The 22246-nt window shown below is 40.2% G+C and carries 22 protein-coding genes and 1 tRNA gene; 16 read left to right on the top strand and 7 right to left on the bottom strand.

Annotation, left to right across the window (positions count from 1 at the left end):
- Positions 1-54: 54 nt before the first annotated feature.
- Complete coding sequence (locus tag EHQ49_RS18230) at positions 55-1581, bottom strand: TrkH family potassium uptake protein (protein ID WP_135581375.1); 1527 nt, start codon at positions 1579-1581, stop codon at positions 55-57.
- Positions 1582-1707: 126 nt separating this feature from the next.
- Between EHQ49_RS18230 and fusA the strand changes: the two genes are divergently transcribed.
- The 7 genes from fusA (at position 1708) to prmC (ending at position 8476) form a co-directional block, all read left to right on the top strand.
- On the top strand, positions 1708-3825 hold the full coding sequence (gene fusA, locus EHQ49_RS18225) for an elongation factor G (protein WP_135581373.1): 2118 nt from the start codon (positions 1708-1710) through the stop codon (positions 3823-3825).
- Positions 3826-3927: 102 nt separating this feature from the next.
- Positions 3928-4566 (top strand): LIC_10271 family cell wall hydrolase, encoded by a 639-nt coding sequence (locus EHQ49_RS18220; RefSeq protein WP_135581371.1) that lies wholly within the window; start codon positions 3928-3930, stop codon positions 4564-4566.
- Entirely contained in the window at positions 4566-5795 is a 1230-nt protein-coding gene (locus tag EHQ49_RS18215) for an amidohydrolase family protein (RefSeq protein WP_135581369.1), read from the top strand. Before EHQ49_RS18220 ends, EHQ49_RS18215 begins: the two co-directional genes overlap by 1 nt.
- Before the next feature lie 25 nt (positions 5796-5820).
- Positions 5821-6873 carry a tetratricopeptide repeat protein gene (locus tag EHQ49_RS18210; protein WP_135581367.1) on the top strand — a complete coding sequence of 351 codons (1053 nt, stop codon included), beginning with the start codon at positions 5821-5823 and terminating at the stop codon, positions 6871-6873.
- A gap of 11 nt (positions 6874-6884) precedes the next feature.
- Entirely contained in the window at positions 6885-7517 is a 633-nt protein-coding gene (locus tag EHQ49_RS18205; RefSeq protein ID WP_035983956.1) for a Crp/Fnr family transcriptional regulator, read from the top strand.
- A 4-nt stretch (positions 7518-7521) separates the two neighbouring features.
- Positions 7522-7594, top strand: a tRNA-Arg gene (locus EHQ49_RS18200).
- Positions 7595-7600: 6 nt separating this feature from the next.
- Positions 7601-8476 (top strand): peptide chain release factor N(5)-glutamine methyltransferase, encoded by an 876-nt coding sequence (prmC, locus tag EHQ49_RS18195; RefSeq protein ID WP_135581365.1) that lies wholly within the window; start codon positions 7601-7603, stop codon positions 8474-8476.
- Positions 8477-8481: 5 nt separating this feature from the next.
- On the opposite strand, the gene EHQ49_RS18190 is transcribed toward prmC, so the two are convergent.
- Positions 8482-8952: a MarR family winged helix-turn-helix transcriptional regulator gene (locus EHQ49_RS18190; RefSeq protein WP_244241550.1), complete on the bottom strand. Its 471-nt coding sequence runs from the start codon at positions 8950-8952 to the stop codon at positions 8482-8484.
- Positions 8953-9058: 106 nt separating this feature from the next.
- On the opposite strand from EHQ49_RS18190, the gene EHQ49_RS18185 reads away from it, so the two are divergent.
- Complete coding sequence (locus EHQ49_RS18185; RefSeq protein ID WP_135581363.1) at positions 9059-9922, top strand: alpha/beta fold hydrolase; 864 nt, start codon at positions 9059-9061, stop codon at positions 9920-9922.
- A gap of 62 nt (positions 9923-9984) precedes the next feature.
- Here EHQ49_RS18185 and EHQ49_RS18180 read toward each other — a convergent pair whose 3' ends face one another.
- Positions 9985-10968 carry a malate dehydrogenase gene (locus tag EHQ49_RS18180; RefSeq protein WP_015680985.1) on the bottom strand — a complete coding sequence of 328 codons (984 nt, stop codon included), beginning with the start codon at positions 10966-10968 and terminating at the stop codon, positions 9985-9987.
- Between the two features lie 28 nt (positions 10969-10996).
- Entirely contained in the window at positions 10997-12046 is a 1050-nt protein-coding gene (locus EHQ49_RS18175; RefSeq protein WP_135581361.1) for a DsbA family protein, read from the bottom strand.
- A gap of 162 nt (positions 12047-12208) precedes the next feature.
- On the opposite strand from EHQ49_RS18175, the gene EHQ49_RS18170 reads away from it, so the two are divergent.
- Positions 12209-12526 carry a hypothetical protein gene (locus tag EHQ49_RS18170; protein ID WP_135581359.1) on the top strand — a complete coding sequence of 106 codons (318 nt, stop codon included), beginning with the start codon at positions 12209-12211 and terminating at the stop codon, positions 12524-12526.
- A gap of 2 nt (positions 12527-12528) precedes the next feature.
- On the top strand, positions 12529-13167 hold the full coding sequence (locus EHQ49_RS18165) for a hypothetical protein (RefSeq protein WP_135581357.1): 639 nt from the start codon (positions 12529-12531) through the stop codon (positions 13165-13167).
- A 2-nt stretch (positions 13168-13169) separates the two neighbouring features.
- Here EHQ49_RS18165 and thrB read toward each other — a convergent pair whose 3' ends face one another.
- Both thrB and EHQ49_RS18155 read right to left on the bottom strand, forming a co-directional pair.
- Positions 13170-14123 (bottom strand): homoserine kinase, encoded by a 954-nt coding sequence (gene thrB, locus EHQ49_RS18160; protein ID WP_135581355.1) that lies wholly within the window; start codon positions 14121-14123, stop codon positions 13170-13172.
- A gap of 111 nt (positions 14124-14234) precedes the next feature.
- Entirely contained in the window at positions 14235-15419 is a 1185-nt protein-coding gene (locus EHQ49_RS18155) for an acyl-CoA dehydrogenase family protein (protein ID WP_135581353.1), read from the bottom strand.
- 373 nt (positions 15420-15792) lie between these two features.
- Here EHQ49_RS18155 and EHQ49_RS18150 point away from each other — a divergent pair, with 373 nt between their 5' ends.
- A complete protein-coding gene (locus EHQ49_RS18150; RefSeq protein WP_135581351.1) occupies positions 15793-17265 on the top strand; it encodes an HD domain-containing phosphohydrolase in 1473 nt (490 codons plus the stop codon).
- On the opposite strand, the gene EHQ49_RS18145 is transcribed toward EHQ49_RS18150, so the two are convergent.
- Positions 17266-18612, bottom strand: coding sequence for an adenylate/guanylate cyclase domain-containing protein (locus tag EHQ49_RS18145; protein ID WP_135581349.1), 1347 nt, complete (start codon positions 18610-18612; stop codon positions 17266-17268).
- An 81-nt stretch (positions 18613-18693) separates the two neighbouring features.
- Between EHQ49_RS18145 and EHQ49_RS18140 the strand changes: the two genes are divergently transcribed.
- The 5 genes from EHQ49_RS18140 (at position 18694) to EHQ49_RS18120 (ending at position 22244) form a co-directional block, all read left to right on the top strand.
- Complete coding sequence (locus EHQ49_RS18140) at positions 18694-19524, top strand: hypothetical protein (protein ID WP_244241549.1); 831 nt, start codon at positions 18694-18696, stop codon at positions 19522-19524.
- Between the two features lie 16 nt (positions 19525-19540).
- Complete coding sequence (locus EHQ49_RS18135) at positions 19541-19840, top strand: LIC10362 family protein (RefSeq protein ID WP_135581347.1); 300 nt, start codon at positions 19541-19543, stop codon at positions 19838-19840.
- 67 nt (positions 19841-19907) lie between these two features.
- A complete protein-coding gene (locus EHQ49_RS18130) occupies positions 19908-20669 on the top strand; it encodes an electron transfer flavoprotein subunit beta/FixA family protein (protein WP_002971965.1) in 762 nt (253 codons plus the stop codon).
- A 10-nt stretch (positions 20670-20679) separates the two neighbouring features.
- Complete coding sequence (locus EHQ49_RS18125; RefSeq protein WP_135581345.1) at positions 20680-21639, top strand: electron transfer flavoprotein subunit alpha/FixB family protein; 960 nt, start codon at positions 20680-20682, stop codon at positions 21637-21639.
- Between the two features lie 80 nt (positions 21640-21719).
- Complete coding sequence (locus tag EHQ49_RS18120; protein ID WP_244241548.1) at positions 21720-22244, top strand: LolA family protein; 525 nt, start codon at positions 21720-21722, stop codon at positions 22242-22244.
- Positions 22245-22246 lie beyond the last annotated feature (2 nt).

The following is a 22246-nucleotide window of genomic DNA, read 5'->3' as shown; positions in this document are numbered from 1 at the left end:
AAATACCAAGTCTGAACCTTCCTCAAAATACTAAAACTGATTTTTATGTCCATTCTAACCGACTTGGATCTTCACGCCATCGTCAATCGTTCCCATCTTAGGAACTCCAGAATGACCTGTGGCGGCAATGAGAACAGTAAAAATCCCTACCCGACCCACATACATCACAGCTGCATAAAACAACTTTTCGATATCTCCCAATTGGGAGGTGAGGTTCAAACTAAAACCAACTGTGGAAAATGAAGAAATCAGCTCAAAAAAGATAACGTGTAAGGAATGTTGGTTTTGGTCCAAAATCCCAAGAAAAATAAAGATAAACGCCAAAGCAATGGTGGCAAGAAAGTACACTCGAATGGCAACAGCAACTGAATTTTTAGACACTATCTCTCCGAATAACATTACCGGTTTCGATGGTTGAATCACGTTCTTCAAATAGGCAAGTAACAGTACAAAGGTGGTAATTTTAATACCACCGGCAGTTCCTTGGGGACCACCACCAATAAACATAAGCACAGTAATGATAATAACAGTAGCATCATTCAAATGGCCCAGATCCATTGTAGAAAATCCAGCTGTACGAGAACAGACAGACATAAAAAAGGCATTGGAGATTTTATCAACAAGAGCCATTCCATGAAAAGTATGAGGATTGGACCTTTCTAAAAAATAAATACCAATAGCACCAAACAATAACAAGGTGGAAGATCCATAAACAAGAACTTTAGATTGGATTCTTGTAGTTTCCCCTCTTAAATGTTTATTATAATCACCTAAGCGGTTTTCTAAAAATGCAGAAAACTGAGCGGGAAGTAACAAAAGTCTCGGAACATTCCCGGTTTTTAATGCTTTTTCCATCATCAGAGTTTCTGCCATCACTTCGATTCGGTAAACAATCCGAACAAAAACAGTGAGTAGGAATTTTTCCAGAAGGATGATCACGGGAAATCCTATCCCTCCAAAGATCACAAGCCCTGACACGATATATAAAGAAAAGGGATCTAAACGTAAGGCACTCAAATCATCTGTGATCGAAAACCCAGCGTTGTTAAAAGAAGAGATTGCAGTGAAAATGGAAAAAAACCAACGAGTGTTCCCCCCCTCCACTCCATCCGGCATATGCAGGTAAAGTCCGATCGCACCTAAAATCTCCAAAGAAAAGGAGATATTGATAATAGAAAGTAACATCCGATTCACTTCATTTGTATCAAGGGACTCGGTTTCTGCCTGGGTATCAATGGCAGCACCCACAAAGGCTTTGAAACGAGCGTTTCTAGAAATTCCTTGGGTGATGAGAAATCCGACGATCACGGTAAAACTGATGATTCCAAGACCACCGAGTTGGATGAGAAAAAGCATAATCCAATGAGTGGATGGATTGAGACCCGAAAGAGGGACTGGGGAGAGGCCCGTCACACAAATAGAGGAAGCGGAAAGATAAAAACTGTCCACATAGGATAGTTCTCCTTCTTCAGAAATATAGAGGGCAACCGAACCAATTAGAATGGCGGCAAAAAAGCCCAAACAGACCACTCGGGCAAAAGACAATGTTCGAAAAAATCGATTGAAACGCGCTAGTGGCATATTCCCCTAATCTCTACTTTCTCCAGGATTTTCCCTTTGACCAAAAATCCCAAGTACTTTACAAACGCAGTCTATTTCAGATTTTGGTAGAATCAATTCAACTCTAACCTTATTTTTGAGGAAAATATGACCTCTGCGACAGAAACAAAACGCGACCCTAAATTGGAAAGAATCCGTAACATCGGAATTTCCGCACACATTGACTCGGGTAAAACAACCCTTACTGAACGTATTTTATTTTATACGAACAAAATTCATGCCATTCACGAAGTTCGTGGTAAAGACGGTGTGGGTGCGACTATGGACAGTATGGACCTCGAAAGAGAAAGAGGGATCACTATCCAATCAGCAGCAACTTATGCAACTTGGAAAGACATTACCATCAACATCATCGATACTCCAGGTCACGTTGACTTCACAATCGAAGTAGAACGTTCTCTACGTGTACTTGACTCTGCGATTATGGTTCTTTGCGGGGTTGCTGGTGTTCAGTCTCAGTCCATCACTGTAGACCGTCAGATGAAACGTTATAGCGTTCCACGTGTTGCCTTTATCAACAAACTTGACCGTACAGGTGCTAACCCTTGGAGAGTCATCGAACAACTTCGTGAAAAACTCCATCTTAATGCTCATGCTGTTCAACTTCCTATTGGTTTAGAAAACGATCTCAAAGGGATTGTTGACCTAGTGGAAATGAAAGCGTATTATTTCGAAGGTCCAAACGGACAAGATATCAAAATCACAGATATCCCTGATGAGTTAAAAGACCAAGCAAACGAAAAACGCGAAGCACTTCTTGATGCAGTTTCTCTTTTCAGTGATGAACTTACTGAAGAAATGTTAGAAGGTGCACCGACAGAAGCTCGAATCAGAGAAGCGATTCGCCGTGGTGTTCTTGCTCTTAAGTTTGTTCCTGTATTTATGGGCTCTGCCTTTAAAAACAAAGGGGTTCAAAGACTTCTAGACGGAGTTGCTGATTACCTTGCATCTCCTTATGATGTTGAGAACAAAGCAAAAGAAATCGGAAACGAAGAAAACGAATTCAATTTAGAATCAGATCCAGAGAAACCACTCGTTTGTCTCGCATTCAAACTAGAAGACGGTCGTTATGGCCAGTTAACTTACGTTCGTGTTTACCAAGGTAGACTTGAAAAAGGTATGACGATCTACAACTCGTCTAACAACAAACGCCACAACATTGGACGTCTTGTTCGTATGCACTCAAACGATATGGAAGATATTTCGAAAGCAGAAGCTGGAGATATCGTAGCTCTATTCGGTATTGATTGTGCTTCCGGGGATACTTTCACTGATGGAAAAGCAAAAGTGACTATGGAGTCCATGTTTGTTCCAAACCCGGTGATCTCTCTTACAATTGAATGTAAAGAATCAAAACAACTTCCAAACCTTGCGAAGGCCCTCAACCGTTTCACTAAGGAAGATCCTACCTTCCAAACAGAAATTGATAAAGAGTCTGGTCAAACCATCATCAAAGGGATGGGAGAACTTCACCTCGAAGTATACATCGAACGTATGAAACGTGAATACGGTGTGGATCTGGTCACTGGAGCACCACAGGTTGCTTACCGTGAAACCATCACTAAGTCTGCAGACTTTGATTACACTCATAAAAAACAAACGGGTGGTCAAGGTCAGTTCTCTCGTGTGGCTGGTTTCATCGAACCAATCCCACAAGAAGAAGGAAAGGATTACGAATTCGTAGATAAAATCGTGGGTGGATCCATCCCTCGCGAATACATCGGATCTTGTGATAAAGGTTTCCGTTCTTGTTTAGAAAGAGGATCTCTCATCGGATTCCCTATCATCGGAGTTCGTTGTGTGATCAATGACGGTGCTTACCATGATGTGGATTCATCGGATATGGCATTCCAAATTGGTGCTCGTTACGGATTCCGCCAAGGATTCGGAAAAGCAGCTCCTATTATCTTAGAGCCAATCATGAGAGTGGAAGTAGAAGGTCCTACAGAATTCCAAGGTGCAATCCTTGCTTCTGTCAACCAAAGACGTGGTATGATCTTAAACACAACTGAAGAAAACGGTTATGCTAAGATCGAAGCGGAAGTTCCACTAGCGGACATGTTTGGTTACTCCACTGTTCTTCGTTCTTCTACTCAAGGAAAAGCGGAGTTTGCTATGGAATTTTCCAAGTATGCTCCTGTTCCAAGAAACGTAGCAGACGAGCTTATGAAAAAATACAAGGTTAACAACAAAGACGAAGAATAATCACCATTCTTACTCAAGTTCAATCTTGGAAAAGGCGGGTTCTCCCGCCTTTTTTATTGCCCTCTCTCTTTTAGCTGTCGATACATTTAGAAGGGACGGCGAATGCGAAAACTTCGATACATTCTATTCTTTTTGGGTATTTCTCTTCTCTCCCCCATTTCTGCCAAACAAAGTCAAAAACCCGAAATTCCATCTTCTTACCGTGTGGTGAAAGGGGATTCCTGGTTTGGGATTGCTAGAAAATTCAAAATCTCTGCTGAAACCTTAGCCAAGTTAAATGGTCGCACTACCACTGAAAATCTCTACGAAAGAGAACTACTGCGAATCCCAAAAGAGAATGAGAAGGTTTCCATCTCCCCAGAATCCCTTATCAAAGAAAAACCTTCTTACCCGTTGGAGAGGAAAGAACGAGTCCTAAAGAAGTTTTCAGAACTCACTTATGATCCCCATAAAGGGATTCAATTACAAAGAGGAACTTCATCACTTGTACGAGCTAGCCTTCCAGGAAAAGTAGTACACCTAGATTATATGGATGGGTATGAAAATTTTGTGGTTCTAGAACACCCAAATGGTCTCTATACTGTGTATGGAAACCTAGAACGAATTCAAGTCACAGAAGGCCAACAAGTGAAATCAAAAGACAGACTCGGAATTTTATCCAAAGACAAAGGCCTCTACTTCCAAGTGAATAAACAAAAACAAAGTCTAAATCCCGAACGAATTCTGGAGAACGGAATCTAATGACAAACTCTGTCCTATTCCAATCAGGTTCTATTTATCGCAACGGAAAACTAGAAACCTTGGATCTTCTTTTGGAAGGGGAAAAAATCACAGCGGTTGATTCCTCTCTTTCTCCAAAACCAGATACAATCACTCTATCATTGAAGGGGAAAAAACTCTATCCAGGTTTTATCAATTCCCATGACCACTTACTCGCAAGTTACCTTCCCAAAGTAGGAGGAACAGAAAAACACCAGTCTTGGTTGTCCTATGACAACTTATATAAAAGTTCAGGAGTTTTTGCCGAACGCCAACAAGTGGATCCTGAAATTTTATATTACCTCGGTGCTTATAAAAACCTTTTTGCAGGTGTCACAACAGTCTTTGATCATATTCCTCATCATGTTCAAAATCCATTTCGAGGGATCCTTCCGGTAAAACTGATCTCCGATTACACTTTAGCCCATTCTGTTGGAAATTATAGTTTGGGTTGGGGCGAAGGCCCGGCACTAGAATACCGAATGGCAGAACACGCAGGACTTCCTTTTGTGACCCATCTGGCCGAAGGACTCGATGATGACTCGAAACAATCCCTTCGATATTTAGAAAAAATGGATGCTCTTGGCGGACATTCTGTACTTGTCCATTGTTTACCTTTTGGACAAAAGGAAGTGGAAAAAATTGTAGAAAAAGGTGCCTCCGTTGTATGGTGCCCTACTTCCAACCTTCATATATTTGGAAAAACAACCAATATCAAACTTTTTTTAGATATGGGAGTTAACGTATGTTTGGGGACAGATTATTCACCCAGTGGATCTGTTCATTTACTCGAAGAATTAAAAACAGCAAAATCAATTTACTTTGGGTTGTATGGGGAAGAATTACCAGAATCTACATTACTCAAAATGATTACAGAAAACCCAAGGAAAGCATTTCGATTAGGCAATCCAGATGCACTTATGCCAGGCCTTTCTGCAGATTTACTTATAATCAACGATGATAAAAATACAAAAGAAATCAATGTATCCGATCTATCATGGAAACAGATTGATTTGGTTGTGATCGATGGATATCCGATTTATGGGTCACAAGAATACAAGTCACTCTTTCTTCGTTTCGGTTTAGAAACAGAAGAATTATCCATTGATGGAAATACAAAATTGGTAGCTGGTTCACCAAAAAAACTCTTGAAACAAGTTTCTGACAGCGTCGGTTATAAAAAGAGTTTGGCTTTTTTACCTAATTTTTGAAAATGAAGCGCAAGCGAGGCATGAGTTGTCAGGTCCCATAGTTCGTAATTACAAAGGAGGTTCCATCGTCTACTTCGAGAAAGACAAGGCGGAGGATATCTTTGTACTACAAAAAGGTCGTGTTGTACTAACTTACACGAATATCAACGGTGTGGAGCTGAAAGAGGATGTAAAACTCGGTGAGTTTTTCGGAGTTAAGAGTGCCATCGGTCGTTACCCTAGAGAAGAAACAGCTCAAGTCATAGGAGCCGCTACAGTTCTTGTCTTTAAAGTCCCCGAATTTGAAAAATTCGTCTCAGACAAAACCCATCTCATCATCAAAATGTTAAAAGTGTTCTCAAGCCAACTTCGGCAAGTCCACCGCCAGGTTAGGGAAATCCTCGGACAAGGGGAAGCGAAGAATCCTGCTTTTGAACTGATGAATGTGGCCGAAGTTTTTTACAAAAATGGCAATTTCGAACATGCGGCCTATGCTTTTGAAAAGTATTTACAACATTATCCAGACGGAATGTACATTGACCGGGCCAAACAATTGGTTGACCTAGCTCGTAAAAAAACGCCGTTCCCTCTCACCATACAAGAGTTAGTATACAAACCAGAACCTGGTGCACAAGCGGGCAAACTCCAAGAGATGTTAAAAACGATGGCTGTTCCCTCTCCAAACGCCACTTCGAGTGTAGATCCCAACTCCATCCTTTCCCAATATGACAAAGCATCTACTCTAATGAATGCTGGGAAATACGCAGATTCCATCGATCTTTTCAAAACAGTTTCGGAAAGAACAGACTCAGTCACCCAAGAAGAAGAACAGTTTGTAGAAAACTCATTATTTTACATGGGTAAGTCTAGTTTCAAAGCCAAAGACTATCCGAGCGCCATCACTCATTTTTCTAGTTTTATCAAAAAATACCCAAAAGGTCTTTTACTCAAAGAAAACCTTTATCACCTAGCACTTGCTACAGAAGCATCTGGTGAAAAAGAAAAAGCCAAACAACTATTCCAAAAGGTTACTCAAATGCCACCTTTGGATGATAGTATCTCCGAAGATGCTAAATCCAAACTCAAAGGAGGCAAATAGTGAACGATCAAATGTTGGAAGCTATGTTTGGCAAATTTGGAAAGGTATTCCAACCAAACGAAGTATTGTTTTGTGAATATGAACCCGGAAATGACTTTTACCTCATCAAAGAGGGAAAAGTAAAAATCACTAAAACCATTGGAACCAGTATCAAAACTTTAGATGTATTGGAAGCTGGGGATATTCTAGGAGAGATGGCCATTTTAGAGGAACAACCTCGTTCGGCAACTGCCATTGCTGTGACAGAAGTCAAAGCTCTAAACTTCAATCGTGCCAATTTCGAAATGCTGATGACCAAAAACCCGGCACTCGCGATGAAACTCCTTCATATTTTTTCCTTTCGAATTTATGATCAAAAACGTCGACTTATGATCCTTCTCATGGATGATATCATTGGAAAGGTCTGTGACGTCTTTGTTATGTTATACGAAAAGCAGTATAACAATGATGTATACAATGAAATTATCCTTTCTGCCACTGTGGATGACATTGCCAATTGGTGTGCCCAACCCGTAGGTGAAGTCCAAAAAGTACTGATGCAATATGTAAAAACGGGCAAATTGGATCTTTATCCAGATAAAATTGTTATTCACAATATCTCCGATTTCCAAAGGATAGTGAATCAGAAACGTAAACCTACGTAAAAAAGCTCCCATAGCTCAGGTGGATAGAGCACTAGTTTCCTAAACTGGGGACACAGGTTCGAATCCTGTTGGGGGCAAAAAATATGGCGGAACAACCAGGAACTCTTCTTTATTACCTAAAACGATCTACAGAATTTCTGGAAAAAAAGGAAATTCCAAATCCCCGTGTAGATGCAGAATGGATCCTTTCTGATCTTTTAAACCTACCCCGTATCAAACTCTATTCTCAATTTGAAATGCCACTCGGCCAAAAAGAAATTGATGTCTATAGAGAACGAATTGTTGAACGAAGTAAAAGAAAACCAGTCGCTTATATCACTGGTAAAAAAGGATTTCATAAATTTGAATATTTTGTTTCGGAAGATGTTCTCATCCCAAGACCGGAAACTGAAGAACTAGTCGATTACCTTTGGAAAAAGAAAGAAGAGTTATCATTCGCAGAGCCAAAAGAAATTCAAATTTGGGATCTTTGTTCGGGAAGTGGATGTATTGGCCTTAGCCTAACACAACTTCTTCCATCCAGTGTAGTGACTCTTTCTGATCTTTCCGAAAAAGCCATCGAAATGAGCAGGCGTAATGCAGAAAAATACAACCTTCAAGAAAAAACAAATTTTTATGTTTCTGATTTGGATTCCTCTCTCCCAAAAGACTTACAATTTGATTTAATTGTTTCTAATCCTCCTTATATCCCTGAGTCAGAAAAACCAGAGATTATGCCGGATGTTCTCGACTATGAACCCCATATGGCCTTATTTGTTTCTGATTTTAAAGAATTCCACAAACGATTGTTATCTGCTATTAAATCCAGACTACTTCCGGGTGGGAAACTAATGATGGAAACCCATCCTTTGTATATGGATGATGTGGAAGAGATTGCGAAGAGTTTGGGTTTTGTTTCTACAAAAAGAATTTTAGACAGTTCGAATAAAGAACGTTTTTTCTTTGCCGAAGTTACTTAACCAATCTAATTATATTTTCCATTCCCATTCAGTTGCACAGAAGATTGGATTTTAAAAAGAAGTAAATACAGTTCCTTTTCGTCTGCCTCTGTAAAGTCCTTTCGAAACACGAGATCAGCCGTGGTGACAATGGGAAGTCCCTTCTCCCAGATTTCTTTTCCTTTTTTGGAAAGTCGTAAAACATAATTTCGTTTGTCTTGCGGAGAAACTTCTCGTTTCACCCATGATTTTTTCACCCAACCATCCACAAGTCTGGAAACAGTGGTTTTGTCTTTTACCAAACGTTCGCTCAGTTCCTTTTGGTTTAAACTCTCGGATTCCAGCAAAGGGAGAATCTGCATCCATTCCTCAAACCGCATTCCGATTTTATTTTTTGAAAATTCATCCGCAAGAAACCGTCTCATAAGAAGTAAGGTTTCACTCATATAAATCCCGAGATGGTTTGAGATTCCTTTCACAACTTCCACTCCACCCATTTCCCCTACATTTTTCAAGTCTTTTTTAGTTGCAAATAGCAACCATATAGTTGTATATTGCAACTATATGGAATTTTGCCTTTTTAGTAATTTCTAGGAGTTAGGAATGTTTGAATGGAAATACCAAACAATCGAAAGAGAGGGATTTTCCCTCCAAGTGGCGAGGAACAACACAGAGGGCCCTCCTCTATTTTGGATCGGAAGTGCTTTGTATTATCCAAGAGTCATCCCTTTAGAAATCGCGAAGAGATATCAAATCACTGTGGTGGACCAAAGAGGGTTTGCCAAACGAACTGGTTCGGAAAAAGAAACAACGGATGATTACGCTTTAGAGAAATTATTAGGAGACTTTTCCTCCATACAAACAGAGTTAGGGATCCCGGCCTGTCCTGTCATTGGCCATTCAGGACATGGATATATGGCCCTTGCCTATGCAGCAAAATATCCAAACCAAGTCTCCCATCTCGGAATGATCTCCACAGGCCCAAGCCACGGCAGTCCAATGTTTGAAGCAGAAGTTTATTTCGACAGACAAGCATCTAACATACGTAAAGCGGCACATTTACAAAACCAAATCCAGTTTCAAAAAAATATAAAGGAGACACCTTCAGATTTTTTCATTCATTACTGTGTGAGTTTGGAAGCAAAAGGATTCTACCAAGTTCCATTTCCTTCTCGAAAGTTTTGGGAAGGAATCCATACAAACAAACTCGCCTTTGATTATTTGTTTGGAGAAGTCTTTCGAGATATTGATGTTAGTGAGTATTTCAAAAAACTTGAGGTTCCCATTTGGATTTGTATGGGAAAAGAAGACTACCAAGTCGCACCTTATTACACTTGGGATCCAATTTTAAAAAGGTTTCCGGAAATTCAAATGACTGTGATAGAAAAAAGTAGCCACTTACCCTTTTTTGAAAAATCGGATGATTTTTTATATCAATTGGAAAATTGGTTACAAGGTAGGGAATAAAAAAACCCGTCAACTTTTCAGCGAACGGGTTCTTTTCTTACAAGTAGTTGAATGTTTAAGAATTAACCTAACATATCTTTTACTTCGTTTCTTTCTTCTTTCAACTCGTTGTGAGTGATGTCAAATTTTTCCTTACCAAACGCATTGATTTCAAGACCAGTCACGATCTCTACTTTTTTTCCATCTGATTTCAATGGGTATCCAAAGATAAGACCTTTGTCTACACCATACTCACCATTAGAGTGACATGCAGCACTGAACCAGTCTCCCGCTTTCGTAGGAGTGACAATGTTATGTACTGTATCAACTACTGCGTTTGCTGCCGATGCTGCAGAAGATGCCCCTCTTGCTGCAATGATCGCGGCTCCACGTTTTTGAACAGTAGAGATAAAATCACCTTTCAACCAGTCGTGGTCAGAGATCACATCAGTGGCTACTTTTCCTTTAATTTTTGCGTTATAGAAGTCTGGGTATTGAGTTGCGGAGTGGTTTCCCCAAATCGCAACGTTAGAAACGTCTTTTACAAGAACTCCTGCTTTTTGGGCAAGTTGTGTTTTTGCACGATTTTCATCAAGACCTGTCATCGCAAACCATCTGTCAGACGGAACACCTTTTGCGTTGTTCATTGCAATGAGAGCGTTTGTATTACAAGGGTTACCAACAACGAGAACTCTTACGTCACTTGCAGCATTCTTTTCGATTGCTTTTCCTTGAGTTGTAAAAATTCCACCGTTGATTTTAAGGAGGTCTCCCCTTTCCATTCCCGCTTTTCTTGGAACAGATCCAACAAGAAGAGCCCAGTTGATGTCACGGAACGCTTCATCAATGTTAGAAGACACAGACACTTTTTCCAACAGAGGGAAAGCGCAGTCATCTAATTCCATGATAACACCTTTGGCCGCTGGAAGAGCTTGTTCCAATTCCAATAGTTGGAGTTCTACTGCAGTGTCAGGTCCAAACATTTGTCCTGAAGCGATACGAAATAGAAGTGCGTATCCGATTTGTCCGGCAGCACCAGTAACAGCAACTTTTACTTTTTTGCTCATATAAATTTTCCTTAAATTTTATAATCTATTATTGTTTTAGTTCTTTTTGAATGATCTCATCAAAGTTTTCGAAAGGTAACGCTCCCGAAACAAAGATCCCATTAATAAAAAATGCAGGAGTTCCACTCACACCTACTTTTTGACCGTCTTGTATATCCGCATCAATTTCTGCTTTTAAACTAGAAGCATTTCTCATACAAGCTTGGTATTTGTCTTTAGGCATACCTGCTTTTAAAACTAAGGCATCCACATTAGCCTTACCTAAGTTCCCACTGTTTTCAAAAAGTATGTTGAATACATCCCAATACTTTCCTTCTGATACAGAACAATTGGCAGCCATATGAGCATACATTGCATCTTGGTGGAAAGGAAGTGGGAAATCACGGAACACCCAACGAATTTGGCCTTTATATTTTTCGCGAAGTTTTTGGTTCACATCTTGGCTTCGTTTACAAAAAGGGCATTCAAAATCAGAAAATTCGATGATTGTGATTTTTGCATCTTTCGGGCCAATCGATGGATTGTTTTTTTCTTCCACTGTCACTCGAACTGCTGCTGGTTCTTTGATTAAAAATTCAACAGGATATTTTGTAACGATTTCACGATAAACAGTTCGGCTATGTTCTTGTTCTTGTTGGTTTTTTAAAAATCCAACAATTTTGTCCTTTGTCTCATTTAGAGATTTTCCACCTAACTGAGCTTTATTGGACATATATACATTGATGATTTCTTCTTCAGATGGCTCTCTTGGAGTGAACCCTTCGTTTAATACTTCGGATGGTTTGATGTTTTTGTCTTTGGCAACAAGTTCAAATAATTTGTCCTGAGCAAATTCACCCAGAGTGTTTTTAATGAGTCCTTTATATTCCGATTGGAATTTGGAATAAGCAATAGGAGAAGTTTCTTTGACATCACTTAAGTCATATTTTTTCCCACCGATACTCACTGCATCTTGGGTAATATAATCCTGAACAAAGGACGGTACACTGACCAAAAAGAGAACGACAAATACAAAGTTGGTCGCAAGGACGATTTTGGAGATGGGATTTTCCACCCATTTTTTAAAATTATTTTCCATCCCTGCCAGCTTCCCGGCCATAAAGCGGGCAATCAAACGGAAAAAACTGAAAAAAAATAAACGATTTTCGCTAAAGCCTTCCTCGAAATAACCGAAAATCTGAGGGAGGGAAAAGGAAATTTTTTCTCAAAAGCAAATCCTGAACACGGAGGTTTGGGAAAAATGAACACAATTAACATTCAAGGAAATTCACACGCATCGATCCCTCCCCAGGTCCCAACCCAAACGGGGAAACAATCGGAGGAAGGAAATGAGTCCTTACCCGAAAGATTTCCAGTGGTACGAACCAACAAGAAGGTAGAGGCGGAAAAAGAGACCAAAATAAACCCGGAAGATTTGGTGTTAAAACCAACACCTGCGTCTCTGGAAGAAAAACTAAACCAAATCATTTCACCGGAAGAAGTGAAGGACTTACTTTCTTTAGTCACAAGAACTCCTCTACCATCCCCTAAAAGTCATAAGGTAGATACAAAAAGGTAAGTTTGTTCCTTAGCATTGCCATTCTTGATAGTTTCATCCTAGTTCTTAGCGGAGTATTGACTGTTGCCGTTTTAGGACTAGGACTTGTTGTGTACAACCAGTTCATTCACCCCATCATTTCACGAAAGGATTCGGATCGTTTCATTCCTGTCCAAACCGGAGATAAATACGATCTCGTCGTAGATGAACTCAGTCGGTTTGCCACATTTCAAATTGGAAGTAAAACAGGTCAACTGGCTACCCGCTGTAATGCGATCTCCGAAGACCACCTAATCTTCCAATTCAAAAAAAGTCGCGATAGCGAAGACTACACCATTACTGTTTTAAAAAATGGTCCTACCTTCTACAAACCACCACGTATGGAACATTACGGGAAGATGGAATCCAAAGAAACCTTTGAATCCTATGAAGTGATCGGCCATCCTGCGGAATTTCGAATTTCTGATAAAATCGCCAAAGAAAGGATGGTCAACTTCATAGAAATCTCTCTTACTTCTTCCTTTTATTTCAACAGGTCAGGAAAGGAACGGATGAAATTTACATTTGAAGTGGGAAAAATCCAACCAGGAATCAATCGAAAGGTAAGATTTCGTGGTGATGTATACGGATTTGGAAAGGAAGAAGGAACGGACGAAGACTAAAACTATTTCGTCTGAATGCGAACCCCAAGCCCATCTGGTTTGACCCGTTTAAAACTATAAGCAATTTTGGAAGTCCCCATCACTTGGGATACCATCTCTTCCAGTTCCCTTTGTTTGGTTTTAACAGCCTTTCGTTCCAAAAATACCAGTAAACTTGGCCCGGAACCAGACAAACAATACCCTACCCCAGCCCCTTTGAATAAATCTGCAAGCGGATACAATGGAGATGATTGAGAAATGCGATAAGGAGTATGCATTTTATCTTCCAAACTGATAAGAAGGTCACCAAACTTACGTTTGTCTAAAAAATGCATCCAAGCACCAACGCGAGATAAATTAAAGATCACATCAGCAGTTGCATAGGTTTTAGGAAGAGCCTTCCTAGATTCCTCTGTTGAAACATGGAACTCCGGCGTTAAAACAAAAATAGCAACTGAGGATGGGAATTTTTTACGGAAGTATCGCAAAGGCTCACCAAACGTAGAATAAGCGAAAACGAATCCACCTAAATATGCGGGTAACGTATTGTCTGGATGACCTTCGAATTCAGCCAAATACTGGGTAAAGGTCGATTCGGTTGGCACAGTCGCCGGTTCCATTCGTTTATGAACTTCTCTTGCCAAAGAAAGTCCCGCGACAATGGCCGAGGCACTAGAACCAAGCCCCCCTTTTAGAGGTAACGACAAGCTCATTTTACAATGGTAAGGTGGAGCAGTAATACCTGGTAAAAACTTCTGGAAATAGGAAAGATAAGACTGATAAACCAAATCTTCTTTAACAGTAAACGGCAACTGGTTGCCGTTTTTTAATTCTGTTTTTGGTTCTGTAATTTCTTTGGAAAAAGTAAATTCAAATTCATTACGAAGATCAAGAGCAAGACCCATGAGATCAAAACCAGGTCCCAAGTTTGCGGATGTTCCCGGCACTTGAATGAAAATCTTAGGAAGGCGAATCATCGTTTCGCCCAGGCTCTAAGACTGGTTTCCAAAATCAACCTCTCTTTCTATCTAAGATTGGTTCCTGAATTCTGATACCCACAAAAAAATCCCGAAAGGATTCCCTGGCCTTTATTCAGACCAAAGTTTTTTTAAATCACTCGCAATGTTCTTCTGCATGGCTTCGTTGGTACCACCACCAATGCTGAGTAAGATGGCATCCCTATGCAAACGTTCGACTGGGTATTCACGACAGTATCCATACCCACCGAGAACTTGAATGGCATTTCGCGAAACTCGTTCTGCCATTTGAGTGGCCACAAGTTTTGCAGAGGCGGCACCGAGAGAATTACGTACATCAGGCCCAAGTTCACTTGCTACATGATAAACAAGAGCCCGTGCGGCCTGGTAATCAGCGTAAGACTCAGCGACCATTCTTTGGATTTGTCCGAACTCCAAAAGTTTTTTGCCAAAGGCTTCTCTATGACGAATGGTATAATCACACATGATGTCAATACAACGGCGAGCAATTCCTAAAGACTGTGCCGCAAGGGTTACACGTTCGATTTCCAAATTGCGCATCATATGAGTGACAGCTCCGTTTTCCACACCGAGCAAATTCTCTTCCGGAACTTCCATATCCTCAAAAACAAGTTGGGTGGTCGGAGAAGAACGCATTCCCATCTTTTCTTCTTTTTTTCCAACCGAAAAACCTTTGTAAGACGACTCGATCACAAAGGAGGTCATTTTTTTCCCATTTTTTTCTAACTTGGTATAAAGAACAAAAACCTGACCGATGGATCCATTAGTGATGTATTGTTTCACACCATTGATGATGTAACGGTCACCCTTTTTAACTGCATGAGTAGTCATTCCAAGAACGTCCGTTCCTGCACCAGGTTCCGTCATCCCCATCCCACCAATCCATTCTCCAGTAATGACCTTACTTAGGTAACGACTCCTTTGAGATGGATTCGAACTATAGAAAAAATTATTCACAAAAAGTACTTCGTGGGCTAAGTAAGAAAGCGTAAATCCCGGATCAAACCTAGACATCTCTTCATGAATGATGACAGAGGCAAGTGGATCGAGTCCATGCCCACCATCAGCTTCAGGGACAGTGATTCCAAAAATTCCGAGTTCAGAACCAAGCCGTTTGAAAAGCAGGGTGTTGAATGATTCTTTTTCATCGTTTTCTTTTGCTTGTTCGTCCATTTCCCTTTCGGCAAAGGAAGCCACAGATTCTCTAAGAGCCAAGTGGTCTTCTGTGGGGTTGAATAAATCTAAAGATGATTTTTTTGTCGTAACGATACTCATTCGATAATTTTTCCGTACTTTTCCTTAGCCTGTAAACGAAAAAACCAAGACCTAAGACAGCATCATGCTTGAAATCGCTACAAAAAAGAACAGATTCGAGTTTAGAAAAATAGGGAAGAAATAGAAACTTTCAAATACACACTAACTATAGTTATTCTACTAAAAAACATTGACACAACTTGCAATAAGATAAAACAAAAACTACACGTATTGATAGAACAACTACTTATAACTAGTGATTATCCTATGAGGAAATTCCTATGGATGAAAAAGTATTCATGAATCACAGGAATACTTTACAATTTATTGATTGTATTCAATCATCACTAAAACATTCGAATTTTTCTTTCGTCGAATCAACAACCGCAATCCAATGAGCACGAACGATACAAACATAGTACCAAGAGAAAAGCTCGCCAAATTCGAGTTAACGGAAGAGTCTTTAAATAGTTTCCGTAAAAACAACAATATCCCACTCGATCTTTACAATAAAGACGGGCAAATCCTCATTCATAAAAAAAGAAACCCTTCAGAAGCCGATTTTGGTAAACTCTTAAAATTTGAAATGCAAGGTGTTTACTTTCTTATCTCTGAATTAAAAAAAGCAAAACCTTCGAGTCACGATCATACATTTTTAGAACCTGGCAGAACAACAAAGTTATTTGATCAAGAAAAGACTTCACGTTTCGCAAAACAATCGCAAGCGCTCATCGAAGATTTACGAAAAACTTCATTCTCCTCCGACCAAGCCGTCTTTGTTCAAAATTCCGTAAACGAGCTCCTCACAGACTTTACAAGTAATCCAGACTTCGAGTTGGGTATCTTCAACATTCTAGAAATTTTGGGTGTTGCCGGAGTTTCTGTAGAATCTGAACTTATGACCAAACGTACAGTTGTTGCTATGGGAATGAAGGTTCGTACAAGAAAGATTGTGAATGAAGGAAAAGAAGAATCCAATAAAAAAGATCACTTGAGTCTAATGATGGCCAGTTATTTGGCAGATGTTGGGTATTCGAGACTTGATATTAAAAACAATCCAAAACTGACCAAAGAAGAATATGCTGTTGTCCAACAACATCCCATCATCAGTTATTTGATGACTCTCCCTGCTCCAGAAATTGATTCTCATGTTCGGACTTTAATTCTAAACCATCACAGACCATACCGTGGCAATGGAGTGAATAATAACTTTCCTGATCCAAGATCACTTTTCACAAAACTCATGTCTGTTCGCGACAAATACAATAAAGAAGTAGGGAAAGAGAGAATATCCCAGGACATCGAACTCCAACTCCACTTACAAGAAAACAATGTGACCTCTTCTAGTTTTGAAGAAGACATCGCTATACTATCCCTGGCCAGCGAATATGCATCGCTTACCTCCAACCAACCTTGGAGACCAGCATTCAAATCTTCCATTGCCTTAAAAATGATTTTGAATGATTCGTTTTTCTCTTATAGCAATAAAAACATCAGACATCTTTTGGATTATGTTGGAAGTTCTCTCACCAATAATGAAAACATAGTGAACTTTGGGGACTTTGTGATTACTGCTTCTGTCGATTCCGAACGACGAGCCCATTTTGATATTTGTATTGTTTTGGATGTGGGTCGATACCAAACACGGCCTAAACTCCAAAGAATTTGTAGTATCAATCCAGTTTTTCAAAAAGGGATCAAATTCAAAATTGCTGACTTTGATTTACATAGTATCAAAATTGATCGTAGAAAGGCCATTATGGATCTTGCTTTACAAGCAGGGACCACTCGTGTGATTTATATCATCGATCCAGAACTAAACCCTGCCCTTCACGAAGCTGTTTACAAAATCAATATGGCCTCTTAACTAACTTTTCATGGTATACAAATGAATTTTTTGTTCCCTTCCCGGAAGACTGACTGATTCTTTTTTATCCCAACCAATGGGCGAACCAATCTCCAACCAAACAACTTCAGAAATCAAAAAAGAAACTCCCAAATCTTTACAAGCGGATTCAACTCTTGATGCCGTGTTCACTGTGTCACCTATGACAGTGTATTCCATTCTTTCTTCCGAACCAATACTTCCACAAAACACCTCACCCGTATGAATCCCGATCCCAATTTTGATTTCGGATTGACCTTCGGCGTTTCTTTCTTTGTTCCACTGCGAAAGTTCGTTTAACATAGACTTTGCGGCAAGAACTGCATTTTTAGAATCTTCACCGACTAATTCGGAAGGGGTAGGAGTCCCAAATGTAGCCATCACAGCATCCCCAATGAACTTATCCAAACTACCATTGTGTTTAAAAATAGCACGCACCATACGACGGCGAAATTCCGTTAAAAAAACCGACAGTGCCTCTGGATCCATTGGCTCTGAAAATTGAGTAAACCCTCGAATATCGCTAAAAAGTACGGTAACCTTTTGTCGTTTGCCTTTCGCGATAACTTCTGGTTCCGAAACAATTTCAGAAACTAAATCAGGGGAAAAGTAACGAGACAATGTTGTTTTTTGTGATTCTGCGGCCGCAAACTTTAGCAACATACGAAGGCTACGAAAGATTGCATAAGAAATTGCGAAAACCAAAACTAAATACACAGTAGGTTTTGTCACAGAAGCATCTGACAAAATAATTTGGTCTCCGAGCACATACTGATGCCAATCGGAACCACTCACAGAATTTGCATCCACCAATGCATAAATCAGAAATCCATAATAACTCAAAAGAAAACAAACAAAGGAAAAATTAACGAGAGAAAATCTGTATTGAAATAAACTTAAAGATAAAGGCAAAAGATAAAACACAACCAAAGGAGTTTTGACAAGAAAGTTTGGGTTTCCATCTCCTTTCAAAATGTACCAATTAAAAATGGTAACAGAGATGAGTAAGTTATCGATAAACAAACTGATATAATCATACTTTGTTTTCCAATGACCTCTACTTTTTTTAAGGATACGATAATGAATGTATGTATTCAAAAAATAAATGCCGATCGCAACAAAGTTAATTAAATAACCAAATATAGAATCTATATTACTCAAATTGGCAATGGCACTCGCAACAAGAGCCACTCCAATCACATACCGAAACCGAACCGCGAATAAGGCGCCCATTTGTTCTTCCTGGAATAAAAGATCGGACATATAACGAGGGAATTGGTCTCGGATGCAATAAACAGAACGAATGGCGCGAACAATGGGGGCGAACATAGCCAGACATTCCAACAGAGAAAGTTTTTGTTGCAAGGGAATTTTCTTTTTGCCAATTTAGAAACCTTGATGTTTCAATGAATGATGTTCCCAAACGGATTTTTGATTCGAATCGGAAAACTTACCTCCTTTTTGGCTTTGGATGTTCTTTTCTCCCTTGCCGCAAACTTATCTTTTTTTTCTCATTATCTACACCAAAAAATCCAACCCACACTCACTCTCTTTTATTTAAGTTCCGTTTGGGCCCTTTATTTGGCAGACCATTTATGGGATGCAAGCAGAGAGGAAGAACCTTTCTCAGAAAGGGCAAGGTTTTATTTGCGATTCCGACTTTTAATTGTTAGTTTGTTTGTCCTACTCGCTTTTTTATCTTTATACATAGGATTTTTTTTGGAATCCGTATTCCTTTGGAATAAACTTCCCCTAATCCTCTCCTTTTTATTTTTTCTTGTTTTAATTGTGATCAAACGATCTCCAATCCCCAAGGAAATTTTGGTATCTCTCTTTTATACATTGGGGGTGTTTGCTCCCTTTTCTCTGTTTTTTGAACTAAACACGATTGTCTGGATTTTTTATCTCCATGTTCAGGCGAATGTCCTTCTTACCTATGACAACGACAGAGAATTTGACAGGACAAATCAAACCTACACCCTCACTCAGTATTGGAATCCCCAAACAATACGAATGGTAAGCCGTTGCCTTCTCGGATTCGGAATGATTTTACTCCTCTCTTTTTGGATTTTAGAACCCCACTCCGGCCGAGTTCTTTTAGGACTAGGTCTCACCTATCTTTGGTTGGGTGTGTGCAGTTTTCGAAAAGGAGGGGACTTCCCCTTCAAATCTCTTTGTGAACTTTCCTACCTACCGATGTTCCTACCCCAGATCTTTTTTTTCTTCTCCCTACTTCCTTAAAAATTAGGGTGGGTTTATGTGGTTACTCATCTTACATTTGCTCGCACTTTTAACCTTTGTCCTACTCTATAGCTTCCGATTCCGAAAATTAGTGCCAAATCCCGAACAAAATATCCTAGCGCAAATCCAAGTCGCCACAAAGGACTGGAAATCCACTCCTTATTTGGTTCTCTTGATTGCTTTTTCCCTTTTCCTCCTCCTTCCCCTAACTCTGGGATTTGCCTTCTACCTCCAGACCGATGCAAACGTTCTTGTGGTCATTCTTTGGATCATTTGGGCCTACAATTGGAGTAAATACACGTTCTGGAGAGAATAATTTACTTCCCTTATCACTTCGCTCCCGTTTTCTGGTCTTAGGTAATCCACGATAACGGGGTTAAGGAATGAAAATTGTTGTTCTAGTAAAGCAGGTTCCGGATACGGAAACCAATATCAAAGTCGGCGACAAATCGATCAACGAAGCTGGCGTAAAATGGATCATCTCTCCTTATGATGAATTTGCTATCGAAGAGGGAATTAGAATTCGTGAAAAAAGCGGTGGAGAAGTCATTGCAGTGTCCCTCGGCCCAGACCGCGCCGTAGAAGCACTTCGTACTGCCTACGCTATGGGTGTAGACAGAGCTGTTCATGTAAAAGTGGATGACTACGTAACTTTTGACTCTACATACACTTCCGAACTTCTTGCAAACCTCATCAAAGCTGAAAATGCAGATGTAGTGATTGGTGGTCGTCAATCCATCGATACTGACAGTTCACAAGTAGTTGTTCAAATTGCAGAGAGATTGAATGTTCCTCACGTAGCTATGGCCCTCAAACTTGAGTTTGACGGAAACAAAGTGACTGCAACTCGAGAAATCGAAGGTGGAACTGAAGTAGTAGAAACTACAGCTCCTTTAGCAGTTACAGCGCAAAAAGGTTTGAATGAACCAAGATACCCAAGTTTGAAAGGGATCATGTCTGCGAAGAAAAAACCGGTAGATGTTAAAAAACCGGAAGAACTCGGAGCAACTGGATCTAAACTCGAAGTTGTATCTCTCGAACCACCTCCTCCACGTATCGCTGGTCGAAAACTGGAAGCAGCAGATGCACAAGGTTTTGCATCTCAACTTGTAAAAGCTCTTCGCGAAGAAGCGAAGGTCATCTAAGGAGACGAACATGGCTGATGTTTTAGTAGTTGGTGAATTAAAAAACGGCGAACTTAAAAAAATCTCAAAAGAACTCACTTCTGCAGCTCGCAAAATTGCGGACTCTATTGGTGGTAAAGTTCACACAGTAATCATTACTGAAAACGTGGATGCGTTTGCAGGTGATTTGAAAGCAGTTGGTGCTGATACAGTCATCGGCGCGAACCTTGGTGAATTTTCTCCTGAAGGATATGCAAATGGAATTTCTGCAATCATCCAAGAGAAAAAACCAGCAGTGGTTCTTCTACCACACTCCGCACAAGGAAAAGAATACTCTGCAAGAGTAGCGATCAAAGCAAATGCTGGTATCGTTGCTGATGCAGTGGCTCTTTCTGTTGACGGTGGTAAAGTAGTAGCAAAGAAACCGATTTACTCTGGAAAAGCGTATGCAAATTTCAAAGTAACTTCTGACATTCAAATCTTTACAGTGCGTGCAAACTCTCAAGAAGTCACTCCGAAAGACGGAGCGGGTGCTGTTGAAAAATCTGGCGCTGCAGCTGGTGAAGTAAGAACTAAGTCTCTTTCTAAAGATCTTTCTGGTGGAAACAAAGTGCAACTCGCTGATGCTTCTATCATTGTATCTGGCGGACGCGGAATCAAAGGACCAGAAAACTGGCCTATCATCCAAGACCTAGCAGACACACTCGGAGCAGCACTTGGTGCTTCCCGTGCGACTGTAGATGCAGGATGGATTTCCCACTCTCACCAAGTAGGACAAACAGGAAAAACTGTCTCCCCTAACTGTTACATTGCTTGCGGTATCTCCGGAGCCATCCAACACTTAGCGGGTATGGGATCTTCGAAATACATCGTTGCCATCAACAAAGATGGAGACGCTCCTATTTTCAAAGTAGCAACTTACGGTGTGGTTGCAGACCTTTTTGAAGTAGTGCCTGCACTTACTTCTGAGTTCAAAAAAGTATTGGGTTAATTCCCAATACGAACCTTCGTCCTTTGAGGAATTTCCTTCCAAAATTTACGATTGTTCTCTTTTTCTCTGTCCAAACGGGTATGCTTTGGGCAGAGGAAGGAAGAGATCGCCTGAATGCCGTCATTGGCAAAATGAATTCTCTCGAAAGTTTTCGCGCTTCTGTCACCATCAACGGTGGACTGACAGGTGTTGTTTCCTTCAAAAGCCCAAACCAACTCCATGTTCGTTTCAGCGACGGAAGGATCATCTCCTCCAACGGTAGAATCTTGTGGTTTTATAATCCAGATTCATCCATCGCGGGAAAACAGGATCTAAAAGGCACATCCGGAGGACTTGGTGGACTTTTATCCGGATACGAAAATGTGTCGGTTAGTGGGAGAACTTTTCGTCTAACTTCTAATACCAAACGTTATAATGAAATTATCTTGGTTGTTTCCGATAACGACCTACCTCGTGTACTCAAAATGAAACGTTCCGATGAAGAAATAACCGAAGTGGCCTTCTCTGGCATTGCTACGAATATTGGTCTTGGAACCGGACTATTCAATTTCCAACCTCCCACAAGCTCACAGATTGTTGAGAACCCTCTCAACCAAAAGGAGTGATT

The sequence above is a fragment of the Leptospira perdikensis genome, from assembly GCF_004769575.1.
Classification (GTDB): domain Bacteria; phylum Spirochaetota; class Leptospiria; order Leptospirales; family Leptospiraceae; genus Leptospira_A; species Leptospira_A perdikensis.
Note: the sequence above shows the minus strand (reverse complement) of the source record. Positions and strands in the feature narration are given on the sequence as shown.

Bases quoted from the DNA above. Each gene is read 5' to 3' on its own strand.
- EHQ49_RS18230 (WP_135581375.1), bottom strand. From the start codon at position 1,581: ATGCCACTAGCGCGTTTCAATCGATTTTTTCGAACATTGTCTTTTGCC.
- fusA (WP_135581373.1), top strand. From the start codon at position 1,708: ATGACCTCTGCGACAGAAACAAAACGCGACCCTAAATTGGAAAGAATC.
- EHQ49_RS18220 (WP_135581371.1), top strand. From the start codon at position 3,928: ATGCGAAAACTTCGATACATTCTATTCTTTTTGGGTATTTCTCTTCTC.
- EHQ49_RS18215 (WP_135581369.1), top strand. From the start codon at position 4,566: ATGACAAACTCTGTCCTATTCCAATCAGGTTCTATTTATCGCAACGGA.
- EHQ49_RS18205 (WP_035983956.1), top strand. From the start codon at position 6,885: ATGTTGGAAGCTATGTTTGGCAAATTTGGAAAGGTATTCCAACCAAAC.
- prmC (WP_135581365.1), top strand. From the start codon at position 7,601: ATGGCGGAACAACCAGGAACTCTTCTTTATTACCTAAAACGATCTACA.
- EHQ49_RS18190 (WP_244241550.1), bottom strand. From the start codon at position 8,952: ATGGGTGGAGTGGAAGTTGTGAAAGGAATCTCAAACCATCTCGGGATT.
- EHQ49_RS18185 (WP_135581363.1), top strand. From the start codon at position 9,059: ATGTTTGAATGGAAATACCAAACAATCGAAAGAGAGGGATTTTCCCTC.
- EHQ49_RS18180 (WP_015680985.1), bottom strand. From the start codon at position 10,968: ATGAGCAAAAAAGTAAAAGTTGCTGTTACTGGTGCTGCCGGACAAATC.
- EHQ49_RS18175 (WP_135581361.1), bottom strand. From the start codon at position 12,046: ATGGAAAATAATTTTAAAAAATGGGTGGAAAATCCCATCTCCAAAATC.
- EHQ49_RS18170 (WP_135581359.1), top strand. From the start codon at position 12,209: ATGAACACAATTAACATTCAAGGAAATTCACACGCATCGATCCCTCCC.
- thrB (WP_135581355.1), bottom strand. From the start codon at position 14,123: ATGATTCGCCTTCCTAAGATTTTCATTCAAGTGCCGGGAACATCCGCA.
- EHQ49_RS18155 (WP_135581353.1), bottom strand. From the start codon at position 15,419: ATGAGTATCGTTACGACAAAAAAATCATCTTTAGATTTATTCAACCCC.
- EHQ49_RS18150 (WP_135581351.1), top strand. From the start codon at position 15,793: ATGAGCACGAACGATACAAACATAGTACCAAGAGAAAAGCTCGCCAAA.
- EHQ49_RS18145 (WP_135581349.1), bottom strand. From the start codon at position 18,612: ATGTTCGCCCCCATTGTTCGCGCCATTCGTTCTGTTTATTGCATCCGA.
- EHQ49_RS18140 (WP_244241549.1), top strand. From the start codon at position 18,694: ATGATGTTCCCAAACGGATTTTTGATTCGAATCGGAAAACTTACCTCC.
- EHQ49_RS18135 (WP_135581347.1), top strand. From the start codon at position 19,541: ATGTGGTTACTCATCTTACATTTGCTCGCACTTTTAACCTTTGTCCTA.
- EHQ49_RS18130 (WP_002971965.1), top strand. From the start codon at position 19,908: ATGAAAATTGTTGTTCTAGTAAAGCAGGTTCCGGATACGGAAACCAAT.
- EHQ49_RS18125 (WP_135581345.1), top strand. From the start codon at position 20,680: ATGGCTGATGTTTTAGTAGTTGGTGAATTAAAAAACGGCGAACTTAAA.
- EHQ49_RS18120 (WP_244241548.1), top strand. From the start codon at position 21,720: ATGCTTTGGGCAGAGGAAGGAAGAGATCGCCTGAATGCCGTCATTGGC.